This window comes from Streptococcus sp. 2020WUSS084, from assembly GCF_044427445.1.
Taxonomy (GTDB): Bacteria; Bacillota; Bacilli; order Lactobacillales; family Streptococcaceae; genus Streptococcus; species Streptococcus suis.
This window is the reverse complement of record NZ_JAOTGC010000006.1, coordinates 104,419-122,962: the sequence shown is the minus strand read 5'-3', so window position 1 is coordinate 122,962 and position 18,544 is coordinate 104,419. Positions and strand designations below refer to the sequence as shown.

General features: G+C 39.0%; 17 protein-coding genes. 9 read left to right on the top strand and 8 right to left on the bottom strand.

Translation table 11 applies throughout. The features are described 5' to 3' along the window. Positions 1-1,790: SEC10/PgrA surface exclusion domain-containing protein (locus ODU50_RS05255; protein WP_398581349.1), on the bottom strand; the 1,790-nt coding region annotated here is incomplete at its 3' end. A gap of 159 nt (positions 1,791-1,949) precedes the next feature. On the opposite strand from ODU50_RS05255, the gene ODU50_RS05250 reads away from it, so the two are divergent. Next, positions 1,950-2,285 carry a helix-turn-helix domain-containing protein gene (locus ODU50_RS05250; RefSeq protein WP_105121572.1) on the top strand — a complete coding sequence of 112 codons (336 nt, stop codon included), beginning with the start codon at positions 1,950-1,952 and terminating at the stop codon, positions 2,283-2,285. A gap of 35 nt (positions 2,286-2,320) precedes the next feature. On the opposite strand, the gene ODU50_RS05245 is transcribed toward ODU50_RS05250, so the two are convergent. Together ODU50_RS05245 and ODU50_RS05240 are read right to left on the bottom strand one after the other, a co-directional pair. Then, positions 2,321-3,112, bottom strand: coding sequence for a hypothetical protein (locus ODU50_RS05245; RefSeq protein ID WP_238145631.1), 792 nt, complete (start codon positions 3,110-3,112; stop codon positions 2,321-2,323). Beyond that, on the bottom strand, positions 3,105-3,278 hold the full coding sequence (locus ODU50_RS05240; protein ID WP_238145632.1) for a hypothetical protein: 174 nt from the start codon (positions 3,276-3,278) through the stop codon (positions 3,105-3,107). Before ODU50_RS05240 ends, ODU50_RS05245 begins: the two co-directional genes overlap by 8 nt. A gap of 241 nt (positions 3,279-3,519) precedes the next feature. Here ODU50_RS05240 and ODU50_RS05235 point away from each other — a divergent pair, with 241 nt between their 5' ends. The 7 genes from ODU50_RS05235 (at position 3,520) to ODU50_RS05205 (ending at position 8,742) form a co-directional block, all read left to right on the top strand. Continuing rightward, the gene (locus ODU50_RS05235) at positions 3,520-3,813 is read left to right on the top strand and encodes a hypothetical protein (protein ID WP_105121573.1); all 294 of its coding nucleotides are present in this window, start codon (positions 3,520-3,522) and stop codon (positions 3,811-3,813) included. Between the two features lie 87 nt (positions 3,814-3,900). Continuing rightward, a complete protein-coding gene (locus ODU50_RS05230) occupies positions 3,901-4,341 on the top strand; it encodes a hypothetical protein (protein ID WP_105121574.1) in 441 nt (146 codons plus the stop codon). Next, a complete protein-coding gene (locus tag ODU50_RS05225; RefSeq protein ID WP_105121575.1) occupies positions 4,338-4,868 on the top strand; it encodes a hypothetical protein in 531 nt (176 codons plus the stop codon). The genes ODU50_RS05230 and ODU50_RS05225 overlap by 4 nt, the downstream gene beginning before the upstream one ends. Beyond that, complete coding sequence (locus tag ODU50_RS05220; protein WP_105105768.1) at positions 4,868-5,611, top strand: hypothetical protein; 744 nt, start codon at positions 4,868-4,870, stop codon at positions 5,609-5,611. Before ODU50_RS05225 ends, ODU50_RS05220 begins: the two co-directional genes overlap by 1 nt. A gap of 159 nt (positions 5,612-5,770) precedes the next feature. Further along, positions 5,771-7,042, top strand: coding sequence for a replication protein RepA (locus ODU50_RS05215; protein ID WP_105105767.1), 1,272 nt, complete (start codon positions 5,771-5,773; stop codon positions 7,040-7,042). A gap of 76 nt (positions 7,043-7,118) precedes the next feature. Then, positions 7,119-7,379, top strand: a complete 261-nt coding sequence (locus ODU50_RS05210; protein WP_105105766.1) for a MerR family transcriptional regulator — start codon at positions 7,119-7,121, stop codon at positions 7,377-7,379. Positions 7,380-7,476: 97 nt separating this feature from the next. After that, positions 7,477-8,742, top strand: a complete 1,266-nt coding sequence (locus ODU50_RS05205; protein ID WP_398581348.1) for a tyrosine-type recombinase/integrase — start codon at positions 7,477-7,479, stop codon at positions 8,740-8,742. Between the two features lie 597 nt (positions 8,743-9,339). Here the strand turns inward: ODU50_RS05205 and ODU50_RS05200 are convergent. The 5 genes from ODU50_RS05200 to gla form a co-directional block, all read right to left on the bottom strand. Then, the gene (locus ODU50_RS05200; RefSeq protein ID WP_398581347.1) at positions 9,340-11,436 is read right to left on the bottom strand and encodes an LPXTG cell wall anchor domain-containing protein; all 2,097 of its coding nucleotides are present in this window, start codon (positions 11,434-11,436) and stop codon (positions 9,340-9,342) included. Between the two features lie 447 nt (positions 11,437-11,883). Next, on the bottom strand, positions 11,884-14,085 hold the full coding sequence (locus ODU50_RS05195; protein ID WP_398581346.1) for an LPXTG cell wall anchor domain-containing protein: 2,202 nt from the start codon (positions 14,083-14,085) through the stop codon (positions 11,884-11,886). A gap of 289 nt (positions 14,086-14,374) precedes the next feature. Beyond that, positions 14,375-14,983: a CoA pyrophosphatase gene (locus ODU50_RS05190; protein WP_172061810.1), complete on the bottom strand. Its 609-nt coding sequence runs from the start codon at positions 14,981-14,983 to the stop codon at positions 14,375-14,377. Between the two features lie 111 nt (positions 14,984-15,094). Beyond that, a complete protein-coding gene (locus tag ODU50_RS05185; protein ID WP_257077962.1) occupies positions 15,095-16,627 on the bottom strand; it encodes a DUF853 domain-containing protein in 1,533 nt (510 codons plus the stop codon). Positions 16,628-16,753: 126 nt separating this feature from the next. Then, positions 16,754-17,599, bottom strand: coding sequence for an aquaglyceroporin Gla (gene gla / locus ODU50_RS05180; RefSeq protein ID WP_002937554.1), 846 nt, complete (start codon positions 17,597-17,599; stop codon positions 16,754-16,756). Positions 17,600-17,739: 140 nt separating this feature from the next. On the opposite strand from gla, the gene ODU50_RS05175 reads away from it, so the two are divergent. Then, positions 17,740-18,540 carry a formate/nitrite transporter family protein gene (locus tag ODU50_RS05175; protein ID WP_014636787.1) on the top strand — a complete coding sequence of 267 codons (801 nt, stop codon included), beginning with the start codon at positions 17,740-17,742 and terminating at the stop codon, positions 18,538-18,540. Positions 18,541-18,544: the final 4 nt, after the last annotated feature.

The window sequence follows — 18,544 nt, the reverse complement described above, 5'->3', positions numbered from 1 at the left end:
TGTGCATTAACATATGCAGTATTTGCATTTTGGTAAGCTACATTTGCTGTTTGGGCATTATCCAAAGCAGTATCATAAGCTGATTGAGCTGCTGCGACTGCTGATTCATCTACTACTGTTTTAGTTGTAATATTAGTAGCAACAGGAGTAAATACAAATGTTGTAAAGAAACTATTAGGTTTGCCCTGAGCATACTCATGAGCCAAATCTACCCCCAGGGCAACGTTTTGAGTACCGTCTAAACCTAGAATAGAGAAAGCACTAGCATAAGTTGTAGGGGAAGTTGTAGACTCTGAAGAACCCATCAAAGAATTTACGATACCTTGATACACCAGTAACTTCAAATCCCCCATAGTAAGATTATTCACATCTACAGAAGAAAAAGTAGGAATTAGCTTGCCTTGAACTGCTGTAGAAGTTCCACCAGTTACGCCAATCTCTGTTTCAGAAGATGCTAAATTCTCTGAGAGCGGTTTAGTGTAAGTGGTGGTATTTTTCTCACCACTCCAAGTATTTACGGTATAGAAATACTGTTCTTTTTGCATCAAAGCTACTGCTAAAGCAACAGAAGTATCTGTCACGGCAAGCTTAGAAGTTCCCAACTTAGCACGCAAATCGTTAATAATAGTTGCTGCATAAAGAGAAAGTTCCTTACTTTGTTCAGTAGTGAGATTGTTAAAGTCTACGATTACAGTAGAATCTGTGTCCTCTGAGCCATAAGGTACAAACTCGCCCTCTACAAAACGAGTACCTGTTGAATTGTAATTACGAAGTGTAGTTGCAGAAACACCAGTCTCTTCAGAAGTATAAGCCGAGTTAATGGCAGAACGTACACCTGAAGTAGTACCTGTTCCCTCATAAAGAGCCTTAATTGCATCAAGGTAAGCATCAGACAACTCTGGAGCATACCCCACAGAGTCCTTAAAATAAGGTGTTTCTGTAGTACCTGTCGTTACAGTAGTACCTGCCTTAGCAGTATCAAGAGCTGATTTAGTTGTAGATACTTCTTTTTCAGCATCTGACTTCGCTTTAGTTGCATTTGCCAAAGCACTTGCAGTTGAGTCAACATCAGCTTCTTTAGATGCTACTACCCCTTCTTGAGTTGTGATAGCTTGAGCCTTGTCGGTTTCAGCCAACTGTGCAGACTGAAGAGCCTGTTTAGCTTCTGCCAAGTCAGTAGTGTCTTTAGCAACAGTTTCAGTAAGAGTGTTTACATCTTTCTGAAGTTGAGTTGTATCTGTAGTACCTGAAAGGTCTGCTACTTTCTTCTCAGCATCAGCAACCGCACTTGCAGTTTTTTGAGCATTAGCATCAGCATCAGATACGACACCCTCTTGAACAGTTACTGCTTCTGCTGTTGCATTTGCAGAGTTTGTAGCAGTTTCTACAGTTTCATTAGCTGTAACCAATGCATCAGACTTAGCATCAGCATCATTTTTAGCATCTGCCACTACTTCAGGTGTAACCTTGTTAGCTTCTTCAATTTGAGTATTCAAATCAGAAACCGTAGATTCACCCGTAGCAATAGTTTCTTCCAAACCACCTACAACTGCTTCTTGTTCTGTAACCGCTTGGTTAGCTTGGTCTGCTTCAGACTTAGCTTCAGACACCTGGGCATCAGTTACTTTGTTTTCAGCAACCACCTCAACCGAAGTAGACTCAGTACCAGTGACAACCTCTTCAGCACTTACTACCCCACCTACAAGCATTGAAGTAGTCAATACAGATACAACTGCTCCAGTGCGTAGCTTCTTAATGGTACCATGACCTTTAACATCGTTTTTTAACATAATATAAACTCCTTTTTGATTAACTATCTTAAAAGACTGTTTCATTGATATTTTACCACATTTCACAGTCTTTTGTATATTATTTTTGTTTTAAAATCAGTCTTTTACAGGTGGTAACTCTCAGAGAATAACCTTGTATGATAGTAGAGAGGTATTGCAATGACTAAGAATAATAGCTTAAAAGAGTTTGTAGCTAAACAAATCAGACATTTAAGACTGAAAAAAGGAATGACGCAAGAAGCCCTTGCAGAAAAGGCAGAGTTAGGTTTTAATTATATTTATCGTTTAGAGAGTAAAGAGTTAAATGTTAAAATCGATACTATCGAGAAAATAATACATGCACTTAATGTGGATGTCAGCACCTTCTTTAATGTAGAAACACAAGAGCGAGAAGTAGAGTTTACTAAACTCATTGAAGATATTGAAAATCTTCCTAAAGAAAAAAGAGAGCCAACAATAAAAGCTCTCAGGGATATAGTAAAGCAAATAGAGTAAGCCAAGTCATTTTTAGACTTGGCTTTTTTATTTTTCTAAATTTGTAAATTTCCTCGACGCTCAAAATAGCATTCATACAAGCGAGTTCGAATAAGCTGACTACTCAACAATGGCTTCAATAAATCCTCAAGCTCTTTTTGAAGATTTTTATTTTCTTCCGATAACTCTTTTAAATTCATATTTGTAGAAAAATTTAACAAATTTTTACTTCCTTTAGCTTTAGTTACAGCTCTTGTCTGTAAGGCTACAGAATCAGTAATTCCCATACGAAGTTTTGCAAGCACAAAACTAATTCCCATCAGATTTTTCTGAACTTCAGTATCACTATCAGATGTAACTATTCTATATGTCATTTCTTCTAGTGGTTCTAACATGTTTTCTGGATTTAAATAACTTTCTAATTCTTCGTAACTTAAATCCCAGTTATCTTTTTCTTCTAGATAAATAAGAAACTTTAATAAATAGAGTTTCATAATGTTCAGCTGAGAAATATCACATTCAAAAATATCATATCTAGGTGTTCCTGTGAGTTCACTATAGTCTTTAACAACCACGAGAGACTCTTTAATTAACTCTTTATCCTCTTCTGATAAATGCATTTCTTGCAACTTTTCTTCTTTATCTTCAAAGAAATTATCAATGAAATCATCAGTGTCATCTTGGAGCATATCACTAATTTTTTCTGTTTTTTCTCGTGTCTCCTGAAAAACTAAAGAAAGTATAAACTTTGTAGTCCCTTTTGCTGCAAATGATTTCCATTCCTTATGTTCATCTTTTTTATAATCTTCAATAAATCCACTATTACTACCTCTAAATCTCCTAGGCAAAAATAAATCTTGAATTTTTTTTTAAGAGACTGTAGCTCTGCCATAAATGAATATATTTCTTCAAGATAGTAATATCAAATTTTATCTTCTCTAATTCTGTTCTAAACTCGCAATGATTTTCATATAATTCCTCCAACACTTCAAAACATGAAATTTTTTGTTGCATATCAATTCCCCCTAGTATACCCAGTAATAATACAATTATAACAAATAATTAACTTATATGATGGGGAAGAAATAAACTTTGTGAACTATGTAACATGGTAGAATTACATCATCAATTAAAACGGAGGTGATTCCAATGTACAATTCACGTTAATTTAGCGTCTATAACTGTAATAATACTCGATTGCTTAATAAGTCCCAGCAAGCAATTTAAAGGTTCTTCGGGCTAGAGGAAAACAATAATGTTTTGTAAAGTGATTCTTGTAACTGTTGCAATTTTAGGGGTTAGTCCTGAGATTGATTTTGAAACAAAATCAGCTACTGGAAACGTTAAAATTGATGTCGGTTTCCGTAATCCTAATGGGAAGCATATCACTAGAACAATTAAGATTGCTAATTCCACTGTTTCTGAGTATAGTACATACTTAGACGAAAAGGTCACTCTTAGACTAGAAGAAGTAACATTCTCCCCGTATTTGTCAAATGGTAGAGCTGCATTATCAATTAAAGCCGAGAAAGCAAGTGTAGAGGAGTAGTAACTATGATTTTTAAAAGGGCTAGAGCACCAAATATCCAATTTTTATCCGTATTACACAATTAAAATTATTTTAAGGAGATTTTTTATGAAATCAGTATTTACAGATATGTTAACTGTTGCACCTACACTAACAAATAGTTCACTTGTAAACGAAGCTTATAAGGTTTTGATTGTACTAGGACTAGATCAATCCGTAAATCTAGATATCGAAGACCGTATCAAGTTGACTAATAAATTTGAATTTTCATCATACACTAGTTGTAGCTATCTCACTTTAGAAGCTCTAGTGCCCGCCTACGCTATTAAGAGTAATTCGCTACTGTTAAAGCATAGAGAGAATCCTTCGATACTTAGTAAGCAGCGCCAACATGCTCAGAAACTATATAAGCAAGCTTCTAAACTAGTAAATAGTTACCCTTATGGAGAAGTAATTTTTTACGACTTCGTACCGTGGACTGATGGAAATTTGCGCATATATTTTTTGTTAAAATACGGCAAAGATTTTGTAGGAGATAATAATTTATGATACCAGTTATACAGCTAGTAGTTTATTTTATAGCTATTTTATTAGTTCCATACTTAGGCCTTGTTTTTATAAATACCATCATACTTATTTATACACTGCCCTCTAATCAACTACTACCTCAAGCAATCCAAAACACTAACTTTCAACTTCAAAAGTGGTTGAAAACATTGCAAATCGGACTTGACGAGAGAAATTACTACTCAGATTTTTATACTGAGCTGATACATCAAGCTAGCAAACTTAGCTCACACCTAAACACAATTCGCTATCCTAATGGGATACAACAAGAAGGGACTAATTTTTATCTTTGGTTGTCGAGCTTACCAGACTCAAAAGAGTTTGATGAATGGAAAATGCAACTTCGTCAGACTGTTCGTTCCTATGATGATAATCTTGATATTCTATTCAATATGGTAGAGGTAGAACCCTTTTTGAAATTAAAACTGAATTTGGTATCAAAAGATGTATTAAATCACTTGGAACATGGGCAACCTAAAGCACTGTATAACGAAGAAGGGGAAGTCTGATGTCAATTGAACTAAAAATCTTACGACAAGAGGGGAGTAATAAGCCTATCACTTGGGATATGACTCGGTGGCCTCATATGCTGATTTCTGCGCCAACTAATAGTGGAAAGTCATACTTCATCAAGTATCTTCTTAGTGTTATAAATTTGCATTTATCAGCTAGCTTTTGCGTAATAATGGACTATAAACAAGGTATAGATTACTGGCAATGGCGAGATTTTGAAAATATTTTTCTAGGAGATAATGTCTATCATGGTTTCGACAAAGCTTATAGCGTCTTTGAGAACCGCAGAAACAATCCTAACCAAAAGTACTCCCCCTTCTTTTTGGTATTTGAAGAATATCAGAGTACCGTAGAGAGCATCTCTAATAAAGCTCAAAAAGAGGAGTTCTTACAAAAAGTAGGCAATTTGTTACGCCTTTCTCGGCAAGTCAATTATCACCTCATATGTATCTGTCAGAGAATTGATGCTTCTATTTTTCCAGCTGGGGGAAGGGAGAACTTTGCTTCTAAAATTTCTATTGGCAGACTAAGTCCTCAAGCTAAACAGATGCTTTTCCCTGATGATGAAGTCAATCGCAATAAAGGACAAGGCGAGGTTAACATTCAGTTTGATGGGCAACCAGTAATTGAAGCTAGAACATATAGCATACGAGATATGAATAAGGCTGAACAACTAATAACCGACTTACTTAGTCGAGGTTTTCCATCAAGTGATGAGGCTGTTGCCCGTAGCCCTTAGGCGAAGGGTTAGCATCAGCCTCGCCAGCTTTGCTGGCTAGTTCGGGATAGTATTACCCCGAACTTTATGACAAAGTGACAAAATTGTCAAAAACTTATAAATAAAGAGGTTCTAAGTTAAAAAACGTGTCACAAGTATAAATGACAAAGGAGAAAAATCATGACAAATTTTAATGTTTCATCTGACTTTCGTGCTAATTCATTCTGCTGTGTACTTAACAACGTCGATAAACTATTCGATAAGAAATCAGTTTTCTTTGATAGCGACAAGTACAAAGATAAAACTAAAAAAAGAATCCAAGAGTTCCGCAAGGCTCTCCCAGATACCGATGAACCACTGAGCCCAGAAGAAGTTGTTGATTTCTTAATGGAACGTTGGATTGCTCGCAACGAAAACGTTGTGTGTGCTGTAAACTATGAAATTGGTGACAATGGGGTTCATCACTGCCACATGATTTTAGAGGATAAGCAAGCCTTTCGCTTCTCTGCTTTACAGAAACTATATCCTACTATTCATGCTGAACTCACTCGTGGGACAAAAGAAGAAGTTATTGCTTATCTCGAAAAAACAGGAGAGCATCAAGAAAAATCCCACACTATTATTGTTCCTATGAAAATTCATGGCGAACTGAGAGCTGGAAATCAAGGATTTAGATCAGACTTAAATTTTATTCAACATCAAATTGAACACGGTGCTACCCCTGAAGAGATTATGAGGAGTAATCTGGAATTTCGTAAATATTCCAAGATGATTCGTGAACATTTCTTCCAACACAGATTATCTCAGACTCCTGATACTAAAAATCTAAAGGTTATCTGGCACGTTGGGGATAGTGGCACTGGAAAGTCTCATATACAAGTTCAGTTAAAACAAAAGTATGGACGGGATAATGTATACGTTTGGACAGATTTTGATAATGGCGGTCTTGACCTCTATTGTGCTGAACCTATCCTTTTTATGGATGAATTCAAAGGAATGGTATACAAAGAGTTCTTAAAAGTAACCGATATTTACCCAGCTCAACTTCATGCCCGCTATACCAACACAATAGCACTTTGGAACGAAATCCACATTGCTTCTATTTTTACACCTAGGTACGCTTATAACTTAATGGTTGCTGAAAAACAATGTGAGATTGATCCCTATGAACAATTAAAGCGTAGGCTTACCGCAGTAATCTACCATTTCAAAACTACGGAAGATGACGGTAGTTTTCAATATAAATCAATAACTTATAGCCCTGACGACTTCGACAAGTATTCGTTACAGCAAATTGAACAACACGCTTATTTATTTGATAAGTGGAACAGAGAAAAGCTGACCTATATCTTTGAAAAGGATGCTTTTCATCACTCCATGAATCCTATCAGCAACAAAAAGAAAAAAGCTACTACTTCCAAGCCGACCAAAGCAAAAAGTAGTAGCAAATAGGTACTTAGAGATAAGCAGTAGCTATCCCTACTGCTCATTATCTCATATTTCATGTAGTAAAGAAAGTGAGGATAATATGTCACACAATAATCTTGAATTAAAACAAATAGAACTCCTGCTTCATACTATTATTGAGTTGCTGAAGCACTTAAATAATGAAAAAAGTAAGTTAGGTATCTACACACAGAAAGAACTTCTTTCTCTGCTAAATATTTCTCCCAATACCTTAAAATCATGGGAAAACAAGGGTCTTAAACGATTAGAGCCTCCCATAGAGGGAACTCGAACCGTTTACTATCATATTGATGGCGTTGTAGATTTTTTAAGTAACAATTAGCACCGAAATATGTTAAAATAGGAGTATCAAAAAAGAAAGTGAGTGATACAGTCTATTTTAGCTTTTTTCATTCTTCGATTGATTGAAAAGAGTAACAATGAATACAGAAAAAATTATCCATAAGGGAAAAAGTATCTTAAAAAGAACGAAAGATAATGGAGAAATTAGCTATTCCGCAAAGAGTATCTATCTAGGATTAGATAGCAAGACTGGAAAACCTGTAAAAACAACTGTGACAGCTAAAACTCTACGTTCTTTAGACCGTAAAATTATTCAAGCTAAAATTGATTTTGAAGAAGGTGGGTCAACAAGAAAAGTGGTTGTGACTATCACTACCTTGGCAGATTTATCCGAGTTATGGTTTTCGAACTACGAAACTTGGGTTAGTTCAGATAATACCCTAAACCGTGTAAGAAATTATCTTGATACCTATATTCTACCCAAATTCGGACAATATCAGCCTGAGAAAATCACTTCATCCTATATACAAAACTGGATTAACGAGCTTGCCAAAAAATCTAAAAAGTCTGTTGAGGCTGGTTTCAAACGAGCTAAAAAAGGAAATGCGAAAGATTTCGGAGCAATCGCCCATAAATTGAGTGAAATTTTTGATTTTGGAATAACACATTTTGACCTCAAATATAATCCTGCTCAATCTATCAAGATACCTCCAAAACCTAAAAGCAATCAAAAACGCATCATGGTTCTCCATGATGATGATTTAAGTACCTGGTTAAGTACCGTTAATAACCTCCCTAATACTAGAGCTAATCGACGATTCAAGGTAATCTGTGATAGCCTACTTGCTTCAGGTATGCGAATCAATGAATTACTAGCTCTAACCATCTTTGACCTTGATTTTGAGACTTCCGAAATAATAGTTAACAAAACTCTGGTCTGGAAAAATGCAAAACCCAAGTTAGGTTTGAAGGGGGAGGTCGTTTGTAAAAATACACCAAAATCTGATTCTGGCAACAGACGAATAGCTGTCCCATATCAGATTATTGAACAACTTCAGAATTTTCATGACGAAATGAACCTCTATTTCAAGAAAAACGGTCTTTCAAAAAGTAAGTTAATTTTTCCCACCATTTATGGCAATTACATGTGCGATAGAAACGAACGTACGACTCTCAAAAAGCGATTAAAAGAAGCCAGCCTACCAGATTATGGTTTCCATTTATTCCGTCATACACACGCTTCAATGATGCTAAATGCTGGTATGAATTGGAAAGAACTACAGGTTCGTATGGGACATAAGTCTATCAAGACTACCATGGACATATATGCTGAACTTTCTCCAAAAAGTCAAACTCAGGCGGTAGATATCTATCTAAGTAAGATAGCAGAATTGACTACTTAACGCGCATGGCAACCTTTTTGGCAACCATTGACCTTCTTGTTAAATTCAACACCTAAAAAACGTTGATTTGATGAGGTTTATAGCAACTAAAATAGATTTTGAGTATTACTTACTGAAGTTAAATAAGACAATATACAGAAAGCCTATGAAATCAACGTTTCAAAGGCTTTTTTCTTTTGTTTTTGACAAAATAACTGAATTTTAACTGATTAAAATAAATCAAATGATAATTTCTGCTAAATCTAGCATAGCCTGTTCAATCTTACGTTTTCCTTTTTGTATTACATGAAGATAGATTTTCACTATCTCCTTACCATCCTCAAAATGTCCTACAAATTCTCGAATAACATTCAAACTAGTATTGATAAAACAAAATATAGAACCAACTCCTTCATATCATTGCAAAAGATAAATTTCAATCTTGTCTTTGTGTCTTGACCTTACAAGAAAAGCACCTCAAAAATTAGAGTTAACCTCTAACTTTTGGGGTGCAGTTCAGATTTTGGAACGTTTTCTATTTACAACTGTTCTAAATTTTCTTAGTCCATGGTAGATAAGCCTTATTGACGTTCCAGAAACTTTAGTATTAGCGTAAAATCATTCCTCTTCTCTTTGCCTATGTTGTTTGAAAAGATACAAACTTGATGCAAGGGTAGCTAGAGCACCACCTAGCCATACTAGGGTGTTACTCGTTTCACCCGTATTTGGTAAAGTCTCTTTTTGTATTCCTACCTTTGGAGTCGGTGAAAATCCAGATTCCGTTTTCTTAACTTCGGATTGAAACACCTCCGGATGGATAATATTGGGTTTATTAACCTCAGGTTGACCCTTTTCTGGTTGGATTTCGGTGGATTTCTCAACATCTGGGTGCGCAACTTCCGGAGATTTCGGTGTCGGAAGCATGACTTTCGGTGGCTCAACCCCCGGAGTTTTTGGTAGCAGGGGCGCCTCTTTTGGCGTCTTAACTTCTGGAACTTTGGGGGCTGGGGGCGTTACTTTTGGTGGCATAGTTTCTGGAGACTTAGGAGCAGGATGGTGAACTTCTGGAACCTTCGGTTTTGGCTGCTCAACTTTCGGAACCTCAACTTCTGGGGATTTTGGCGTCGGAAGGATTGCTTTCGGAACCTCAACTCCTGGAGTTTTTGGTGGCAGAGGCGCCTCTTTTGGCGTCTTAACGTCTGGAACCTTCGGTGTCGGTGGCATTACTTTTGGTGGCATAGTTTCTGGAGACTTAGGAGCAGGATGGTGAACTTCTGGAACCTTCGGTTTTGGCTGCTCAACTTTCGGTGTCTCAGCTTCTGGAACTTTTGAGGTCGGTGGAATTACTTTCGGAACCTCAACCTCTGGAACCTTCGGTGTCGGAAGCATGACTTTCGGTGGCGCAACCTCTGGAACCTTCGGTGTCGGAAGCATGACTTTCGGAACCTCAACCTCCGGAGTTTTTGGTGACAGAGGCGCCTCTTTGGGCGTCTTAACTTCTGGAACTTTGGGTGCTGGAGGCATTACTTTTGGTGGCACAGTTTCCGGAGCCTTAGGAGCAGGAAGGTGAACCTCAGGGTCCTTTGGTTTTGGTTGCTCAACTTTTGGAACATCTGCCTTTGGTACATCTATATCCGGAGTCCTATCTCCCCGCGGTTCAGGAATCCTGTCGCTTTCTGGAGATGAATCAGGTCTTGGGACAGATCCGAGAATAGCAATCCCTTCATTATTCGGCTTGGCACTTTCCGATACCTTTAATCTCAAACCAGCAGCAGAAGTAATCTCATCTCTGGAGAAAAATATTCGCTCTTTAAAATTCTTCACCACAGCTAAAACCGGGAAAGTCTGCATTTCTCGGTTTGTCACCTGTGCCGTCAGTTCATATGTCGCTTTTTCTTTAACAACGGAATCTCGCTGTACTTGTAGAAAATAGATGCTGGAACTTTCTTCCTTCCATTTTTCTAACTCTCCTCCTACACGTCCAACAGACCAACCCCACTGACTTTCAAAACTACGCTCATCATTATTAGCATTTTTTTCTTTACTGAAAAAGCGATACGGCTGGCCACCAGAATTTGCATCACCATCGACATCCGTAGGGAACTTATCGAAAATATCCTCTTCAGACTGTTTATCAATAATTTTGGTTAATTGTAAGCCTTTTGAAAGAATAAAGTAATAGCCGCTCCCCTCGCCTTTAAAAACCCAATTTTTTCTATCAAAAGTTACTTTCCACTTAATTTCGTTATTATCTGCCGATATTTTTTCTATAGATACTGCATTCCTAATCTGTTCACCTTGATGAGTGTCAAATCTATAATAATTCGATTCTTGAATTAGTTTCTCTTCGGCTTGTTGAATATTTGAATCTGCCGTTGAAACTTCCGCCTCTGACACATTCAATGATTGAGATGGTGTATCCGGATCCGTCGCTACCTGCGCAGCACTTTCTTCTCTCGTAGAATCGCTAGAAACTAGTTTTTCTTCTGGAGCTTGTTCATCACCCTCTTCTGACATAGGTAACTGGTTATCCGTAGGTGAAATTCCATCGACTGCGGTCGCAGTTTGATTTTCTGAGCTAACCGCAGCAGATTCAGTAGGTATTTCTTGAAGATTGCCTGTTTCTGCGCTTACAGATGGTACGTGACATATTAGAAAACCACCTAGTACAGCTGTGCTAAGTAATAGATTTGTCACAACTTTTTGTTTGCTCATAATGTGCTCCTTTACTCTATTTACTTCAATTTTTCACCAATAGACTAAGAACATGCATTTACAGTTTAGCACTCCCATCTAAGGCCGTTTTTTAAGCTACTCATCGTTCGTTTTTTCAAAATACAGCCAGTATTCCCTCAAAAAATTAACTTGACTAGCGAAAAACTATCTCTTACATAAAAGCTCTTTACTTGTGAGTACAGGTTCTAAAATATGGCGATTAGATTTTTCTTCCAATCTAGTATTTTCAAAAATTGATATTATTGTTTTAGCGTTAGTATAACATCCTAAACTAAATTTTTCCTAGAGGGTATCTAATATTTATCTATTTTGTTATTTTCTAAGAATATTTAGCAAAAAGACTCCAAACCAAGGCTTCTACAGCGATGATCTGGAGTCTTTTATGAACTTAGAAGAGGGAAGTTCTCATATCTTATTCAATAATGACTATTCTTCTTTTTTGTTTTTGAATAGATACAAGCCTGTGGCAAGAGTAGCTAAAGCACCACCTAGCCAGCCTATTGCGCTACTTGCTTCACCTGTATTTGGCAAAGCTGCTTTTGGCGCCTCTGTTTTTGGCATCATTGAAGCCTTAGATTCAGGCTTCATACCCTCTGTCCGTGGCATTTGAGCTTTCTCTGCTTCTGGTTTATCTGCCTTCGGTTGCTTCATATCTGGTTTCTTAGTTTCTGGCATTGGTTTGTCAGTTTCTACTTTATCAGATTTTGGTGCTTCCGAATCTTTCTTAGGAGCTTCCATTTGTGGTTTGTCCATTTGTGGTTGCTCTGCCTTTGGCTCGTCAGCTTTCGGTTTTTGTTCCTTAGGCATGTCGTCTGTCTTCGGTTGCTTCATATCTGGTTGTTTAGGTTCTGGCATTGGTTTGTCAGATTCTGCTTTACCAGTTTTTGGTGCTTCCGAATCTTTCTTAGGAGCTTCCATTTGTGGTTTGTCCATTTGTGGCTGCTCTGCCTTTGGCTCTTCGGCTTTCGGTTTTTGTTCCTTAGGCATGTCGTCTGTCTTCGGTTGCTTCATATCTGGTTTCTTAGTTTCTGGCATTTGTTTATCAGATTCTACTTTATCAGATTTTGGTGCTTCCGGTTGGACATCTTCTTGTTTTGGAACTTCTGGTTTTGGAGTTTCTTTTGGTTGCTCTTCTGGTACTGATGGAGCCGGTGACGCTGGGGTGTCTTCCTTCGGCGCCTCTGGTTTCGGATCTTCCATTGGTTTTTCTTCTGGTACTGATGGAACCTCTGGCGCTGGAACTTCTTCCTTCGGTGCTTCCTCTTTAGGAGTTGATGGCGCTTGTGGAGTTTGTGGAGCGTCTTGTTTTGGCTCTTCCGGTACTTGTGGTTTTTCTTCAGGAGTCAATGGAACTTGTGGCGCTTCTGGTTGGACGTCGTCTTGTTTCGGTGCTTCCGGTACTTGTGGCGCTTCTGGTTGGACGTCGTCTTGTTTCGGTGCTTCCGGTACCTGTGGCGCTTCTGGTTGGACGTCGTCTTGTTTTGGTGCTTCCGGTACTTGTGGTGCTTCTGGTTGGACATCGTCTTGTTTCGGTGCTTCCGGTACCTGTGGCGCTTCTGGTTGGACGTCGTCTTGTTTTGGTGCTTCCGGTACTTGTGGTGCTTCTGGCATCTCTTGTTTTGGAGATTCCTTAGGTTCTTCCATTGGTTTTTCTTCTGGTACTGATGGAACCTCTGGCGCTGGAGAGTCTTCCTTAGGTGCTTCAGGAATTTTAGGTGTTTCTTCTGGTTGCTTGTCAGGAGTCGATGGCTCTTGTGGTGATTCTGGTTTTGGTGATTCCTGCGGAGTTTCTTTTGGTTGCTCTTGTGGAACTTCTACCTCTGGATCTGGTTTTGGTGATTCCTCTTTTGGTTTTTGAACTTTTGTCTTTTCAAAATAATCTGCGGCGAGAGAAGCTGGGTCGGTAGTGCTATACCAACTTTTATACCGTTTCATAACTGCTACAAACGGAAATGGACTCTGCTCAGCGTCCTCATTAAATTTAGCAGTTACAGTAAATGTGGTAGAACTGTCGTCCGTTCTATTATCCAGAACATAAACCTTTGAAAAGAGCGCTTTACTTTTCCATTCATCCAACTCTTTATTTCTTTTATCACTAGGGATTCTATTTACTGACCATTCCCATTCATTGTTAATACCAGTCTCCATTTGCTCTGCACTGTAAGTTTTATAATAACCGTCGTTAGGTTTAAACTGTGTGAGCAATTCTTTATTCTGGGCATCTTTAATGCTGGTCACCTCAACATTTTTAGGAACAAAGAAATAGTATACCCCTGTTCTATTCTTATAATCCCATTCTGTTGCATCAAATGTTGTTACCCATTCTACTGTGTTTGGAGTTGGTTCTACCCGAGTAATATTAACAAATTGCTCTGCATGGTCCCCTTTTATATTGCTGTTTTGAAATTTAATATTCCTCATTGAACTATCTTTCTCAGGTTCAACATCCTCTGACAAAGTATCCTCTGTATATTCTTCATCGGAAGAATATGATGCAACTTTCTCAACCATATCTGAATCTGTAATTTGTGTTGTATCTGCCTTAACCGTTGTCGTTGAATAAAAGGCTAATCCCCCTAATACGACTGTGCTTAATAATAAACTGGACACAACTTTCTGCTTGCTCATAATTGGCTCCTTCTTAAAATATAGATTTATACATTTTCCCACTCATCTACTGGAAATGATAACAACTCACTGAATACATTTACATGAATATTGTTGCATTTCTGGATAGATGATGGTACTTCAAAATATGGACCGTACCAAGTATATCAGCCGTAGCTATCTTTTATCTGCCACGCATCTGTTTTTTTTGTGTTTTTCTATATATTGCTCACATTGAGCTTTGTCTCCATTTTTTTCGCTGATACATATCGCAAAGGCTGGTTTTGCCTCCAAAAAATAACCTATCATTTCACGATAGATTACTTTTCACTATTTCCACAAACCGATGGGTAAATTGGGCGGTCATTCCCCAAATATTTTCTGGTAGATTTTCATAAAAGGGAACGGAGCGTTTGTGATGACTGAAGGGATAGTCAACCCCACCTCTCAAGCGTTCAAAGGGAAAGTCACAATCTGGGACAATCTGTGAATCCAGTTGATAATAGACAGGGGCCGTTTTCAGCAAGGTTTTCAGTGGAACTGTAAAGAATCGAGCCACTTCATCATTGGGTTGAAGAGTCTGCCAGTCCAAGTGAAGTCGACCGACAAAACAGCGAATCGTCGAGCGGCCAAAAACTAGATAATCGATTTCCCCCAGCAACTCAATTTGTTCCTGTTGAATGTCAAGTTCTTCGATAACCTCACGAATGGCTGCTTCTTCTGCTGTCTCGCCTTCATCAATTCCGCCACCTGGGAAGGAGACTTCTCCTGGTTGAGAAATGGACTCGCTCCGAATCTCATACAAGACCTGCCACTGATTGTCTGACCAGACCAAGGGCAGGAAGACTGCATAAGAACGTTTTTCACCCAATGGCTGGGGCTGATAGTCTTTCAATAATGCCTGCAATTGATCAGTCATGGCAACTCCTTACTAACTAGTGATTTGTGTTTATTTTAACCAATTTTGTGGCATCTGGCAAGAACTTTGTCTATATAAAAAAACCGAGAAGTTGCCCTCCCAGTTTAGTGGTTATTTTCCTTTTAACATGCCCATAATACCACGAGTCACCACGCGCCCAACTTCCCGTCCGACCTGACTCATCAGGTTCTTGGTAAAGCGATCCATCATAGAATCTGTTTTGCGACTGGCTGGCTGACTGGCTCTTTGAGCTGCTTTTGCCGCTTCTTTCTGGGCTTTCTCTTCCATTTTTGCGGCTGCCTTAGCTTCTTTTTCTACCTGTTTTTCCGCCTCGGCCTGCTCTGCTTTTTTGATGAGTTCGGCTTCTTTGGCCTCTGTCATGGCTAAAATCTGCTCGTGGGCAGATTCACGGTTGACCGCGTCAGCATATTTTTCCATCAAAGGAGAGTTGTTGATGACAGACAAGAGGGCGCTCGGCTCGACCGTTCCAAGCATACTCTTCGGTGGGTAAATCAAAACCCGATCCGCAAAGCTTGGTGTGCCGTCTGCTTGAAGGGTAGACACAACAGCTTCCCCCACTTGCAATTCCTGAATGACCTTAGCCAAATCCTTATCACCTTCTTGACGGAAAGTTTCGGCAACAGTCGCGACAGTTTTGAGCTCTTTTGGTGTAAAGGCGCGAAGACCATGTTGGATGCGGTTGCCCAACTGGGCTGCCACGCTATCAGGAATATCCGTCGGATTCTGCGTTACAAAGAAGACACCTACACCTTTTGAACGAATCAAACGGACAATCAATTCAATCTTTTCAAGAAGAACTTTTGGAGCATCTTTGAAGAGAACATGAGCCTCGTCAAAGAAGAAGACCATCTTAGGCTTGTCCAAATCGCCCACCTCAGGCAAGACTTCATAGAGTTCTGATAAGAGACTGAGAAGAACCGTTGAATACAATGTTGGCTGATTAAATAGCTGAGTAGCTTGGAGAACGTTGATAACCCCACGGCCATCTTCTGCCGTACGCATCAAATCAGCAATATCAAGGCTTGGCTCACCGAAGAAAATCTTACCACCTTGTTGCTCCAAAACAACCAGACTACGCAAGATGGCACCAACCGAACGAGCTGGAATATTTCCATAATACTGGCTCAGCTCTACCGCATTTTCAGCCACAAAATTGAGCATAGCCCGCAGGTCCATCAAATCAATCAAGAGAAGCCCACGCTCGTCTGCCACGCTGAAAACAATATTCAGGATGGACTCCTGAGTATCATTCAAGCCCAACAAACGTGTCAGTAGGACAGGTCCCAGCTCTGAAATAGTCATGCGGATAGGAGTCCCATTTTCCCCCAAGACATCCCACAACTCAACTGGATAACCGACTGGGCTATAGTCAAGATAATGAGTCTTCTCTAGACGACTAGGATCAATCTCCTTGGTATTGGCCGCAACCAAACTATTCAAATCACCCTTGATGTCCGATAGAAAGACGGGAATTCCCGCATCACTCAACTGCTCTGCCAAGACCTTTAAGGTCACGGTCTTCCCTGTACCTGTCGCACCTGCGATGATTCCATGACGATTGAGCCGCTTGAGCTGCATCTCCGCTCGACTGCTTCCATAGCCAAAAGCAATAACATCTGACATATTCTAGCCTCTTTTCCGATTTTTCTATCCTTATTGTAGCATAACTTTTAGGAAAATAGCAGAGCAGACAACTTTATATAATATACCAAGAGAAAAAGAAAAACCCGACGAATCGGGTTCTCTATATTATAGATACAAGAATTTGAAAAGTGCAACAGCGGCAATTGATGCGATAATTGGAGCACATACACCAACCCAAGCATACCACCATTTTGAATCAGCCTTGTTTTCACCAAGAACAGATTTTGGAAGAAGGGCATGGACGATACGTGGACCAAGGTCACGCGCTGGGTTCAGACCAGGACCTGTTGGACCACCTAGAGCCGCAACAAGTGCCATAACTAGGAAACCAATGCCTAAGTGAGCAACTGCAATTGAACCTGAAGTATATGGAGCAGTCATTGTCTCAGCGACTGTTTTATCATAGCCCTGTTCAATCAATTTACCAACCAACTCTGAACCAAAGAAATGTTTGGTCAAAGCAAGGGCACCGAAGAACAATACAAATGAACCAACGAACTCATTCAAGAAACCATTAGTTGTCGCAGCTTTACGGCTTTCTTTCGTTCCGTTATCAAGCGCACTGATAGTTGAGAATGAACCGAGAATATGGTTAGAATTTTCAGTTTTCAAGAAGTAAGGTTTATAAACTGCTACAACCACTAACTGACCAAACATTGCACCTAACAATTGGGCAACAATGTATTGAGCAACGTGAGCCCAAGGGAAGAGACCTGAAACAGCCAAACCAAGTGTGAAGGCTGGGTTGATATGGTTACCAGAAACGTTACCAAACATCAATGCTGGCATCATAACTGCCAAACCATAGCCAATCGCAATGAGAATCCAACCAGAGTTGTTTCCTTTTGTGCCTTTTAAATCAACGTTTGCAACTGTACCATTACCAATGATAATAAGGAGTGCAGTCGCTAAAAATTCAGTGATATATTTCACTGTCCATGTAACATCCATATTTTTCTTATATTTCCTTTCAAAAGTTGAATTTTTTTTGGACAACAACCATTTTATCAAGTATAATAAACAAAGTAAAGCCATTCGATAAAAAGAAAACGTTTACTCGAAAAAGTAGTAGATTCAGTAAGGAGATTAGGATGGGAGCTAACCAAGAGACATTAATGTATACACTTGAAAAAAGTATCAAGAAAAAAGCAGATTTGTTTGAACATAGTTTTTCTGCCTACGCTGTACGATCAATACTAGCCAGTCTTTATTTAGGATTGGGGATTGTCATTTCTCTTTATACAGCAGACAAACTCAACCATGTCGCAGAAGGACTCGGGAAATTTAGCTATGGGTTGATGTTTGGTTGGGGGCTACTCATGATTTTATATATGAATGCCGAACTTGGAACATCCAACATGATGTATATGACAGTAGCCAGCCATCGAAAAACGATTCCTACTAAAACAGCCCTCAAGATGTTGGCAACCTGTATCCTTTTCAACTTTGTCGGTGCTGTCCTTGTTTGTTACTTGGTCTCACTGACTCTGCCTTATCAGCACGTTGATGCTCACAGCTACCTATTTGAAGCAACGGTGGCCAAGCTTTCAAAGACACCTTTGACTCAATTTATTGAAGGAATTTTTGCTAATATTGTCGTGAATATCGGCGTATTTACCTTCTTACGCATCAAAGATGACGCTGGGCGTCTCATTTCCGTTATTTTCATCATCTTTATCTTTGCTTTCTTGGGATATGAGCACGTCATCGCAAACTTCTCTCTTTTCTCATTAGCCTTCTTCTCAAATGGTGGACCAGTTGAGGGAATGACTCTATTAAGTGTACTAAGCAATTTCCTCTTTTCTGGATTAGGAAACTACGTGGGTGGCGGTCTCTTTATCGGACTTCTTTATAGTTGGTTGAATAATCAATCCAAACTTTATGTAGACTAAAAAA